This window comes from Achromobacter mucicolens (assembly GCF_902859725.1).
Taxonomy (GTDB): Bacteria; Pseudomonadota; Gammaproteobacteria; order Burkholderiales; family Burkholderiaceae_B; genus Achromobacter; species Achromobacter mucicolens.
The window spans coordinates 1-12,099 of record NZ_CADIJP010000039.1; the positions used below are offsets into that span (position 1 = coordinate 1).

General features: G+C 66.0%; 10 protein-coding genes and 1 pseudogene. All 11 read right to left on the minus strand.

Translation table 11 applies throughout. The features are described from left to right. Window positions 1-235: pseudogene (locus tag HV786_RS27025) on the minus strand (flagellar biosynthesis protein FlhF); the annotation flags it as partial. Next, window positions 232-2,352 (minus strand): flagellar biosynthesis protein FlhA, encoded by a 2,121-nt coding sequence (gene flhA / locus HV786_RS27030; protein WP_175212083.1) that lies wholly within the window; start codon window positions 2,350-2,352, stop codon window positions 232-234. The gene flhA and the pseudogene HV786_RS27025, both read right to left, overlap by 4 nt. Before the next feature lie 3 nt (window positions 2,353-2,355). Further along, window positions 2,356-3,510 (minus strand): flagellar biosynthesis protein FlhB, encoded by a 1,155-nt coding sequence (gene flhB, locus HV786_RS27035; RefSeq protein ID WP_056316590.1) that lies wholly within the window; start codon window positions 3,508-3,510, stop codon window positions 2,356-2,358. A 161-nt stretch (window positions 3,511-3,671) separates the two neighbouring features. Beyond that, on the minus strand, window positions 3,672-5,222 hold the full coding sequence (locus tag HV786_RS27040; RefSeq protein WP_254599526.1) for a methyl-accepting chemotaxis protein: 1,551 nt from the start codon (window positions 5,220-5,222) through the stop codon (window positions 3,672-3,674). 237 nt (window positions 5,223-5,459) lie between these two features. Continuing rightward, the gene (gene cheZ / locus HV786_RS27045) at window positions 5,460-6,092 is read right to left on the minus strand and encodes a protein phosphatase CheZ (RefSeq protein ID WP_056316587.1); all 633 of its coding nucleotides are present in this window, start codon (window positions 6,090-6,092) and stop codon (window positions 5,460-5,462) included. Window positions 6,093-6,100: 8 nt separating this feature from the next. After that, entirely contained in the window at window positions 6,101-6,490 is a 390-nt protein-coding gene (gene cheY, locus HV786_RS27050; protein WP_056316584.1) for a chemotaxis response regulator CheY, read from the minus strand. A 51-nt stretch (window positions 6,491-6,541) separates the two neighbouring features. Beyond that, window positions 6,542-7,600 carry a protein-glutamate methylesterase/protein-glutamine glutaminase gene (locus HV786_RS27055; protein ID WP_056316581.1) on the minus strand — a complete coding sequence of 353 codons (1,059 nt, stop codon included), beginning with the start codon at window positions 7,598-7,600 and terminating at the stop codon, window positions 6,542-6,544. 22 nt (window positions 7,601-7,622) lie between these two features. Continuing rightward, window positions 7,623-8,477 carry a CheR family methyltransferase gene (locus HV786_RS27060; protein WP_056316578.1) on the minus strand — a complete coding sequence of 285 codons (855 nt, stop codon included), beginning with the start codon at window positions 8,475-8,477 and terminating at the stop codon, window positions 7,623-7,625. 8 nt (window positions 8,478-8,485) lie between these two features. Further along, window positions 8,486-10,189 (minus strand): methyl-accepting chemotaxis protein, encoded by a 1,704-nt coding sequence (locus HV786_RS27065; protein WP_128828141.1) that lies wholly within the window; start codon window positions 10,187-10,189, stop codon window positions 8,486-8,488. 93 nt (window positions 10,190-10,282) lie between these two features. Beyond that, window positions 10,283-10,783: a chemotaxis protein CheW gene (gene cheW / locus HV786_RS27070; protein ID WP_056316575.1), complete on the minus strand. Its 501-nt coding sequence runs from the start codon at window positions 10,781-10,783 to the stop codon at window positions 10,283-10,285. Window positions 10,784-10,799: 16 nt separating this feature from the next. Then, the coding region (locus tag HV786_RS27075; RefSeq protein ID WP_254599527.1) for a chemotaxis protein CheW at window positions 10,800-12,099 on the minus strand (1,300 nt) is incomplete at its 5' end.

Below are 12,099 nucleotides of genomic sequence, written 5' to 3' on the forward strand. Positions count from 1 at the left end.
CGAACGACGGCGCCGCGGGCGGGCGCTGCGGCGCGGACTGCGCCTGAGCCGGCGCCTCGCGCGGCGGCGTCTGCGGTGGCGGCGCGTCGTCGAACGCGCCATCAACGGTGGCCAGCACCTCGATGCCGCCCTCGACGCTGCGGTTCGACACGATCAACGCGTCCGGCCCCAGGGCCTCGCGCACCTGGCGCATCACGTCACGGGTGTTTGCCCCGTAAAAGCGGCTGATCTTCATTGCCCATTGCTCCCGCCGATCAGCGCCGTCACGCGGACGATGCGCTCATCGGGAATTTCCGTATTCGACAAGACGCCCAACTGCGGCAGATGATGGCGCAGGAAGCGCGACAGCGGCGCGCGCAACACCGGCGACACCAGCAGCACCGGCGCATTGCCCTGCGATTCCTGCCGTTCGACCGCCGCCTGCGCCTCGCGCAGCAGCGTGTCGGCCAGGCCCGGCTCCAGGCCGCCGCTGGTCGTCATGGCCTGCGACAGCACGCGTTCCAGCTTCACATCCAGCCCGATCACGCGCAGCTCGCCCTCGCCCGGGAACCACTGCTGCGTGATGGCGCGGCCGAGCGCGCGGCGCGTCAGCGCGATCAGCTCGTTGATATCGGGCTGGCCACCCGAACCGGCGGCCAGCGCCGCCAGACGCGGACCGTGCTCGGACAGCGTGTCGATGATGGTGCGCATGTCGCGGATCGGCACTTCTTCGGACAGCAGGCCCTGCAGCACCTTCTGCAGCGCGGTAAGCGACAGCGTCTTGGGCACCAGGTCCTCGACCAGCTTGGGCGCGTCGCGGCCGATGCGGTCCAGCAGCTGCTGCACTTCCTGGCGGCCCAGCAGGTTCGAACCGTGGCGGTGCATCAGGTGATTCAAGTGCGTGGCCACGACCGTGCCCGCATCGACCACCGTATAGCCGGCCACCTGGGCCTGGTCGCGCAGCGAACTGTCGATCCACAGCGCCGGCAGGCCGAACGCCGGATCGGTCGTCGGGGTGCCCTTGATCTGCATGGTCACGCCGCCCGGGTCGATGGCCAGCCACTGGCCGGGCATCGCCACGCCGTTGCCCACTTCCACGCCCGACAGCAGGATGCGGTAATCGTTGGGCTTGAGTTCCAGGTTGTCGCGAATGTGCACGACCGGCGGCAGAAAGCCCACGTCCTGCGCAAACTTCTTGCGCAGGCTGCGGATACGGTGCAGCAGTTCGCCGTTCTGGGCGTGGTCCACCAGCGGGATCAGGCGGTAGCCGACCTCCAGCCCCAGCTGATCCACCATCGACACGTCTTCCCAGCTTGCCTCGGCGGCCGCGGCCTGCGCCTGGGTGATCGCCTGCGGCGGTATCTCTTCGGCCGCCACGGCGGCGGCCTGCTTGCGTTTGAGCAATGCCCAGCCGCCCCAGCCCAGCGCGCCGGCCAGGGTCAGGAAGGCGATGTGAGGCATGTTGGGTATGAGGCCCATGATGCCGATGATGCCGGCCGTCAGGAACAGCACGCTCGGGTTCGAGAACAGCTGGCTGATGATCTGCTGGCCGATGTCCTGGTCCGTCGACACGCGCGACACCACCACGCCGGCGGCGGTGGAGATCACCAGCGCCGGGATCTGGGCTACCAGGCCGTCACCGATGGTCAGCAGCGTGTAGACGCGGCCGGCTTCGCCCATGGACATGTCGTGTTGCGCCACGCCCACGACCAGGCCGCCGATGACGTTGATCGCCATGATGAGCAGGCCGGCGATGGCGTCGCCGCGCACGAACTTGCTGGCGCCGTCCATCGAGCCGAAGAAGTCCGACTCCTGCGACACTTCCGCGCGGCGCTTGCGCGCCTCGTCCTCGCCGATCAGGCCGGCGTTCAGGTCCGCGTCGATCGCCATCTGCTTGCCGGGCATGGCGTCCAGGGTGAAGCGCGCGCCGACTTCGGCGATACGGCCCGCACCCTTGGTGATGACGATGAAGTTGATGATGGTCAGGATGATGAAGACGATGATCCCGACCGCGAAATTGCCGCCCACCAGGAAGTGGCCGAAGGCCTCGATCACCTTGCCCGCGGCGTCCGGACCCGTGTGACCATGCAGCAGCACGACGCGGGTGGACGCGACGTTCAGCGACAGGCGCAGCAGCGTCGCAAACAGCAGCACGGCCGGGAACGCGGCAAAATCCAGCGGCTTGCGCGTGAACATGGCCACCAGCAGGATCATCACGGACAACGCGATGTTGAAGGTGAACAGCAGGTCCAGGAGGAACGTGGGCAGGGGCAGCACCATCATGCCCAGCACCATCACGATCAGGATGGGACCCGCCAGCAGCCGCGCGTGCGTGCCGCCGTTACTCTTCAACATGGTGAGCAGTGCGCTCATTCCTTAAACTCCTTGTGCTGCGGTTTTTGCCTGCGGGTCCAGTTCGGCTGGCACGTTCAGTTTCGTGGGGGCCATCGGTTCATGCCCCCAGCCCGAGCGCCAGGATCGTAGCTGGAATACCCATGCCAGCACTTCCGCCACCGCGGTATACAGCTCGGCCGGGATTTCTTGTCCCAGCTCGACGTGTTGATGCAATGCGCGCGCCAGCGGCGGCGCCTCCAATGTGGGAATCTTGTTCTCGGCGGCCAGTTCGCGGATCTTCGCGGCGATCAGGCCCGTGCCCTTGGCCAGCACGCGCGGCGCGCCGCCCTTCGATTCGTCGTACTTCAGCGCCACCGCATAGTGCGTCGGGTTCGTCACGACGACATCGGCCTTGGGCACTTCGGACATCATGCGGCGGCGGGCGGCCTGGCGCTGCTGCTGCCGGATACGCGCTTTCACGTGCGGATCGCCTTCGCTTTCCTTGTGTTCCTGGCGCACGTCCTCCTTGGACATCCGCAGCTTCTTCAAATGGCTCCAGATCTGCCAGGGCACGTCCAGCAATACGATGATGAGGAGCGAGGCCACGATGAAGGCGCAGCACATCGCCACCAGGCTGAGCGCCTTGGTCAGCGCGGCCGACGGCGCCACGTGCATCAGCCCCAACATGTCGTCGTGATAGCGCCAGATGACCCAGACGGCCACGCCGCCGACCAGCATGGCCTTGGCCAGCGCCTTGATCAGCTCCACCACCGTCTGCGACGAGAACATGCGCTTCAAGCCCGCCAGCGGGCTGAGCTTGGAAAAATTGGGCTGCAAGGGCTTGGTCGAAATGACCAGGCCGCCCAGCACGACGCTCGACAGCACCGCCACCACCGCCAGCAGCCCAAAGATCGGCAACAGCACCATCAGCGCGTGACCGAAGCCGCTCACCGCCTGCTCGACCATCACCCCCGGGTCCAGCGCGACGCGCTGATCGAACGCCAGCCCGCTGCGCAGCACGCCGGTCAGGCCCTGGTACAGCGATCCTCCGCCCGCCCAGATCGCCGCAACGCCTACCGCCAGCATCATGAACGTGCCCAGTTCCCGGGAACGCGCAATCTGCCCCTCCTCGCGCGCCTTTTCCAGGCGCCTGGGAGAGGCGGCTTCGGTTTTCTCGAGGTCGCTTTCTTCGGACATGCTCTACGGGATTGTTGCGGCTCGCTGACGTGGGAATGCAAGCCGCCCGCCGAGATTCTAGGAGGCGCCGGGGGTTGGCGATATGCCAAGAAAAGGGGGGAAAGCGGCGCTATTCCCAGATGCGCCGCCGGCTACCGGCCAGCCCCCCGGCAGCAGCCGCCTCAGCCCGCCGCCTGAGCCACCCGGCCGCTGGCGGCGTGGCCGTCCAGGATGGCCAGAAAGCGCGCGTAATCCAGCCCGATGCGCACGGCGCCCCAGTGTTCCGGCCCCAGATAAATGGGCAGGGAAATGTCGTTGACGATCTCGCCGGTGTCGCGGGAATACGTCTGGAACAGCTGCGCGCCGGTGTTGGCGGCCAGCCGGGCGCCCACGGGGTCGTCGAAGATGCGCTTGTTGCGCACCCGCGCGATGTCAACCTTCGGATCGCCGGTCGGCGCCAGCGAGAACCGGCTGTTGTGGGCGGGCGCGTAGCCCCGGTTATCCACCAGAATCGTGTAGATGGCGCCCGGCACGGCTTCCAGTACGCTGTCGAGCAGCCGCGTGAGCGGCTCGTCGATCGCGCGGTCGTAGGCCGTGTGATAGCGCGGCGGCTCGCTGCCGGCAATGCGCTGGTAGTGGCGGTCGAACACGTCCACGCCGCGCCGCCGGGCATCCTGCAGCAGACCGGCCGCCGTGCCGGCAAACGCCTCCAGCGACTCGGACAGGCTGTCGAACGCGGTGCCACCCGTGCGCATGTCTGCCAGCACTTCCTGCACGCTTTCCGTCTGCCGCCGGATGCGGTCGATCTCGCCCGACATGCTGCCCACCCGTTCCAGCACGTCCGCGCTCAAGGCCGCGATGCGCCCGACCTCCTCGCTCATGCCGTGGTTGGTGGCATCGACCTCGCCAATGGCCTGGACCACGTCGCTCACCTGCCGGTTCATGCTGTCGAAGTCGCGCACGAATCGCTCGAAGCCGACGCAGGTCCGATCCAGCACCGCGCCCGAAGCGTCCACGTCCTCGCGCAGCGTGCCCGTCTGGCGTTGCGTGGATCCGACCAGGTCGAGCATCTGCGTCGTGTGGCGGCCGATGTCGCTGGTGGCGGTGTTCACGCGCTCGGCCAGGCGGCCGACCTCGCTGGCCACCACCGCGAAACCGCGGCCCGCGTCCCCCGCCCGGGCGGCCTCCACGCCGGCGTTCAAGGCCAGCAGTTGCGTCTGCAGCGCAATATCCTTGATCGCCTTGCTGATGTCACCCACCGACTGCGCGCGCGCCGCCAGTTGCGCCACCACCTCGGTGAAGGCGGCCATCTCATGCGTCATGCGGTCCACGCGCGTCTTGACCTCGGTCAGTTCGGCCAGCGCCTGCCGCGCCGCCTGCAGGTTCTGGCCCGACACCGCGGCAATGTCGCGGGCGTGGGTGGAGGTCGATGCCGACAGATCGGCGATCTGCGCCCCGCTGGCGGCCAAAGCTTCGGCCGCCCTCGCCTGCTCGCGCGCCAGCAATGAACAGCGCCCCGCCTGGAATTGCGTGCGCGCCGCGTTCAGCGCGATCTCGATGCTGGATTGGCGCACGGTCATGATCCGAAGTCGGATCTGCGCCAGGAACCGGTAGAGCGGCCAGGCGGCCGGACTGAAGGACAAGGGGCGCTCGGACAGCACCGCGTCGCCGCGGTTGAGCCGACGCAACAATCCCCACATGCCGCCCAAGCGGAATACGGATCTGGCCATCATGAACCTCCTCTCCCTGACCCGGACCGCCTGCTTTGGGCATCCGTGGTCTGGCGCGCTGGGCGCGCCTTGTCTCGCGCTGCAAGGCCCCGATTATTGTTGGCAGGAGTCTATCGGCCAGCAGGCGTTTTCGCCCTTAGGGAATACGTCATGAGAAGGAGTGACACGCGCACGACGCTGGCGCATGCGGGCGGAAAGACGCCGTCTTTCCGCCGCCGGCGGACATCGCGGGCCCCGGGCTCAGAAGCCCAGGCTGGCCAGCAGGTCGTCGACCTGATCCTGGCTGGTGACCACGTCGGTCTTGCCCTGCGGGTTGATCTGCGGGCCGTTGAGCAGGCTGTTGGCTTCGTCGCGGCGCTCTTGCGGCACGTTGTCCAGCAGCACCTGCAGCAGTTCGCGTTCGATGGCGCCCACCACGTCCATCATGCGCATGATGACCTGGCCCGTGAGGTCCTGGAAATCCTGCGCCATGATGATTTCCATGAGCTTGGACTGCGTCTGCTGCGTCTGCTTGGGCACGTCGGCCAGAAAGGCCCGCGTGTCCTTCACCAGTTCGCGCGCTTGCGGCATTTCCAGCGGCTGGTCATACCACTCTTGCCAGCGACTATCCAGCGCCTGCGCCGAACGGGCCATGTTGTCCTGGATCGGACCGGCCTGCTCCGTGGCGTTGAGCACGCGGTTGGCGGCCTGCTCGGTCATCTGCGCCACGTACCGCAAGCGGTCGCGGGCGTCGGGAATCGCGTTGGCGGCATCCTTGATCGCCTGATCCAGGCCCAGTTCGCGCATGCTGTCGCGCAACATGCGGGTCAGCGAGGCGATCCGATGGATCAGGTCGGGCGACTCTGTCGGGTCAACTGTTTCCGTTGAGCTCATCGCACACCTCAGCCGCCAATCTTTTCGAAGATCTTGTTCAGCTTTTCCTCCAGCGTCGCCGCGGTGAAAGGCTTGACCACGTAACCGTTGGCGCCCGCCTGCGCGGCGGCAACGATGTTTTCCTTCTTGGCTTCCGCCGTCACCATCAGCACCGGCAGCGATGCCAGCGACGCGTCGGCGCGGATCTGCTTGAGCATCTCCAGGCCGTCCAGGTTCGGCATGTTCCAGTCGGACACCACGAACTGGAAGCCGCCGTTGCGCAGCTTCTCCAGGCCAATGGCGCCGTCCTCTGCCTCATCCACGTTTTCGAAACCCAGCTCCTTGAGCAGGTTGCGGATGATCCGCCGCATGGTGGGGAAGTCATCCACCACCAGAATCTTCAGGCCCTTGTCTACCATCTTTCACTCCAGAAAAAATTTGCTTGAGATCGATCGTGGCGTCAGTCCGCGTCAAACGCGGTGCCCACGGTCGCCCAGGCGAGTCAGAATGCGTTCGCTCATCGCCGACAACGGCACCACTTCACTTGCAGCCCCGATAGCGATGGCCTCGCGGGGCATGCCGAAGACCACGCAGCTTGCTTCGTCCTGCGCAATCGTGTGCGCGCCCGCCCGGTGCATGGCCAGCATGCCGGTGGCCCCATCCTTGCCCATGCCCGTCAGGATCACGCCGATGGCGTTCTTGCCCGCCGCGACGGCCGCGGAGTTGAACAGCACGTCCACGGACGGACGGTGGCGGTTGACCGGTTCGCTGGCTTCCAGCTCGATGACATAGTTGGCGCCGCTGCGGCCCAGGCGCATGTGCATCTCGCCGCCCGGGGCCAGGTAAACGTGACCGGGCAGCACGCGCTCGCCATGCACGGCCTCGCGCACGGTCACGGCGCACAGGGCGTCCAGGCGCTGCGCGAACGACCGCGTGAAGCCGGCCGGCATGTGCTGCGTGATCAGGATCGCGGGGCTGTCCGGCGGGAGCGGTTGCAGGACTTCGCGGATGGCCTCGGTGCCGCCGGTGGAAGCGCCGACGATCACGAGCTTTTCCGAGCTGGACAGCGGACGGCGCAGCATGGGCGCCGGCGCGGCCTGCGCCGTATGGGGCGTCGGGGCGCGCAGCTTGGCGCGCGACGCGGCGCGGATCTTGTCGGCGATGAGTTCCGTGTATTCGAGCAGCCCGTCGCGGATGCCGAGCTTGGGCTTGGTCACGAAGTCGATCGCGCCCAGTTCCAGCGCGCGCAGCGTGATTTCGCCTCCACGTTCGGTCAGCGACGACACCATCACCACCGGCATGGGGCGCAGGCGCATCAGCTTTTCCAGGAAATCCAGCCCGTCCATGCGGGGCATTTCCACGTCCAGCGTCAGCACGTCAGGGTTGTGGCGCTTGATGAGCTCGCGGGCGACCAGCGGATCGGGCGCGGTCGCAACCACTTCCATATCCGGCTGGCTGTTGATGATCTCGGTCATCAGGCCGCGCACCAGCGCGGAGTCATCCACACACAAAACGCTAATTTTCTTCATCTTGTTTGCTGCCCTGGCCCGGTCAGGCCTTATTTGCGCATTCGTAGACCGTCTGCCCGCGCAGACGGAAATCGCGGCTGATGTACGTGAAGTTCTCGGAATGGCCAGCAAACAGCAGGCCGCCCGGCTTCATGAGCGGCACAAACCGCTCCAGGATCTTGGCCTGCGTCGGCTTGTCGAAATAGATCATGATGTTGCGGCAGAAGATCACGTCGAACTTCTCGGTGATCCCCCACGAGGGCGACAACAGGTTCAGCGTCTCGTAGCGCACCATCTCGGCGATCTCGGGGCGCACCCGCACGTGCCCTTCGTTCGCGCCGCGGCCCTTCAGGAAAAACCGGCGCAGGCGCTCGGTCTCCATCTTCGCGACGCGCTCGTTCGGATAGACGCCCGTGCGCGCGCGCTGCAGCACGTTGGTGTCGATGTCGGTCGCCAGCACGGTGGAACCCGCGCCCCGCGGCCCCAGGGCCTCGGTCAGCGTGATCGCGATCGAGTAAGGTTCTTCGCCCGTCGAGGCCGCGCAGCACCAGACCGAAACCGGCCCGCCGCGCTTCTTCGCGAAGTCGGCCAGGATCGGAAAGTGATGCGATTCGCGGAAAAACGCGGTCAGGTTCGTCGTGAGCGCGTTGATGAAATCTTCCCACTCGGCCGAGTCCGGCTCGTTCTCCAGGCTATCCAGATAGCTGGCGAAATCCTGCCCGCCCAGCGCCCGCAGGCGGCGCGCAAGGCGGCTGTAGACCATCTCGCGCTTGTGCGTGCCCAGCGAAATGCCGGCGCGCGCGTGGATCATCTTGCGGACGCGGGAAAAGTCCGCGTCCCGGAAATCAAACTGGCGGTCCACCGGAATGGACGGCGCCGTATTCGCCGAAGTTGCCACGCGTATCCTCAGCGTCCCAGTGCAGGCGCATCGGGCGCATGCAGGCGGGCATCGTCATAGGTGGCGTGCACCGAAGACAGCCGATGCGCCGGCACTTCGATGACTTCGCCCGTGTTGATCTTGAATACGGCCACCGCTTCGGCCAGGCGCTGGGCCTGCTCCTGCAGCGAGCCGGCTGCGGCCGCGGCCTCTTCCACCAGCGCCGCATTCTGCTGCGTCACTTCATCCATCTGCGAAACCGCGCGGTTGACCTGGTCGATGCCGCTGGACTGCTCCTCGGACGCTGCCGAGATCTCGCCCATGATGTCCGTCACGCGCTTCACCGAGGCCACGATTTCCTGCATCGTGGAACCAGCGCGTTCGACCTGCTGAGAACCGGCGCCCACCTTGGTCACGGAGTCCTCGATCAGGCCCTTGATTTCCTTGGCCGCCTGGGCGCTGCGCTGCGCCAGCGAGCGCACTTCGCCCGCCACCACCGCAAAGCCCTTGCCCTGCTCACCCGCGCGGGCAGCTTCCACCGCGGCGTTCAGCGCCAGGATGTTGGTCTGGAACGCGATGCCGTCGATGACCGAAACAATCTCGGAAATCTTGCGCGAGCTGGCAGAGATGCCTTCCATGGTGTGCACCACTTCCGACACCGCCGCGCCGCCGCGCTCGGCCACGTCCGACGCGCTGGCCGCCAGCTGGTTGGCCTGGCGGGCGTTGTCCGCGTTCTGCTTGACGGTCGAGGCCAGCTCTTCCATCGACGCGGCGGTCTCTTCCAGCGAGGCAGCCTGCTGCTCCGTGCGGCTGGACAGATCCGTGTTACCCGCCGCGATCTCGTGCGAGCCGACGTTGATTTCGTCCACGCCACGGCGCACCGAGGCCACCGTGCGCGTCAGGCTTTCCTGCATGCGCTTGAGCGCCGCAAACAGCTGGCCGATTTCGTTCGTGTTGCTGACCTCGACGCGGGCGGTCAGGTCGCCGCTGGCGATGCGGTCGAAATGATGGCCGGCTTCCTTCAGCGGTTGCAGCACGCGGCGGCGAAGGAAGACATAGGTGGCAAAGACCAGCAGCGCGGCGATGATGCCGCCGGCGCTCACCGCCATCAGTACGAACTGGTAACGGACCTGCGCTACTTCAAAGGCGTCCATCATCTTGCTGGCGCGCCAGAAATCAAAGCTCTCGATGGCGCGCGAGAAGCGGCCCTCCAGCGCGTCCTGCACCTTCTGGACCTGCGTCTGATAGGCCGGCATGTCGGCCTTTTCCAGCGCGCCGACCAGCGGCGCGATGCCCTGCTGCACGAGGGCAGTGTAAGAATCGTCGATTTCCTTGAGCGCCTCTGCCGCCTCGGGGGGACGCGGCAACGTCTTGAAGAAATCGAACTCGGCCTGACCCTTGTTCTGCGACGCCTTGGCCCGCTCCAAGAGGCCTGCGGCCTCGCTGGACAGGCCCTGCGCCAACAAGGTCGGCTGGCCGATGCTGCGCACGATGTCCGAATAGTTGGAGGACGCGGCACGGCCCAGGCCGTTCAAGGTGTCCTTGTAGCTGGACACGACGCGGCTGACGGCGTCGTCCAATTCCTGCGATTGCTTGATTTCGGCCAGCGTCCCGTTGCTGATGCGCAAAGACAGCACGCCCAGCGCGGCACCGATCACCAACATGAATGAGAAAAACGCCAGCACCCACAACAGGCTGCTGCGTATCGTCATGTTCGCGAAAAACTTGCGCATCACAAGAACCATCCCTTGACTGCAATCGTTAAAGGAAAGCGCCACATCGCGATCAATATGGCGCCTTTACCCCGCATTCCGGCCGAACTCCGATCAGGAGGCGACCTTCTCCACCAGCGCCATTTCGTCGCTGGTCATCAGCTTTTCAATGTCCACCAGGATCAGCATCCGCTCGTCCACGGTACCCAGACCCGTCAGGTACTCGGTCGACAGCGTGGCGCCGAACTCGGGCGCCGGACGAACCTGGCCGGCGTTCAGCATCAGCACGTCCGACACGCCGTCCACCACGATGCCCACGACACGGCGGTCGAGGTTCAGGATGATGACGACGGTCTGCTCGTTGTATTCGACGCGGCCCAGGTTGAACTTGATGCGCAGGTCGACGATCGGCACGATGATGCCGCGCAGGTTCGTCACGCCCTTGATGAAAGGCGGAACGTTTGCGATGCGGGTGACCGTGTCGGCGTCGTAGCCGCGGATCTCCTGCACCTTCAGGATGTCGATGCCGTATTCTTCGTCGCCCAGCGTAAAGACCAGGAATTCGCTGCCGACATCTTCATTGCGCGCGGCTTGCGCTTGCGGTTTGGCTGCCATGATTTTTAGAGCTCCATCAATTCAGAACGGCTTCGGGCTGCGACCAGCGTTCCCGGTTGGCGCGCGCGAGCGCAAATACGTCGACAATCAGGGCCACGCTGCCATCGCCAAGAATGGTGGCGGCGGAAATGCCCGGGACCTTGCGGTAATTCGATTCCAGATTCTTCACCACGACCTGGTGCTGCCCGATCAGGTGATCGACCAGCAGCGCAAAGCGGCGGTCCTCGGCCTGCATGATGACGGCGATCGCCTGGGTGGGATCGGTCTGGGCTTCGCCCACCGAGAACACCCGGTGCATCTCGACCAGCGGCAGGTATTCGCCACGCACATGCATGACGCGTTCGTTGCCGGCGACCGAGTAGATCTGGTCATTGGTAGGCTGCAGCGATTCGGTAACGTGGTTCAGCGGCAGGATGAAGGTCTCTTCACCCACGCGCACCGACATGCCGTCCAGAATGGCCAGCGTCAGCGGCAGCACGATGCGCGTCGTGGTGCCGTGGCCCGGCTCGCACGACAGCTGCACATGACCGCCCATGTCCTGGATGTTCCGGCGCACCACGTCCATGCCCACGCCGCGGCCGGAGATGTCCGTGACCTTTTCGGCGGTGGAGAAGCCCGGCGCGAAAATCAGCTGCCAGATCTCGTCGTCGGGCGAATTCTCGTTGACGGCCAGGCCTTGCGCCATGGCCTTCTTCAGGATCTTCTCGCGGTTCAGGCCGCCACCGTCGTCGCTGACTTCGATGACGATGTTGCCGCCGTTGTGTTGCGCGGACAGCACCAGCTGGCCGACCGGGTCCTTGCCCGCGGCGATCCGCTTTTCAGGCGTTTCGATGCCGTGGTCCAGGCTGTTGCGCACCAGGTGGGTCAGCGGGTCGATGATGCGTTCGATCAGGCTCTTGTCCAGCTCGGTCGCGCGGCCGTAGGTCTGCAGTTCGATCTGCTTGCCCATCTTGCCGGCGATGTCGCGCACCAGGCGCGGGAAGCGGCTGAACACATAATCCATCGGCATCATGCGGATCGACATGACGGCTTCCTGCAGATCGCGCGCGTTGCGCTCGAGCTGCTCCATGCCGTTCAGGAGGCGATCGTGCAGCACCGGATCCAGCGTGGAGGCGGTCTGCGCCAGCATGGCTTGCGTGATGACCAGTTCGCCCACCAGGTTGATCACCTGGTCGACCTTTTCAACGCCGACGCGGATCGAAGTCGATTCCTTGTCCGCGTGCGCGGCAGCGGCCGCGGCGGGACGCGCGGCGCGGGCAGCCGGGGCGCCTGCTTCAGCGGCGGCGGGTTCTGCGGCGTGCGCTTCCGGCGCTTCG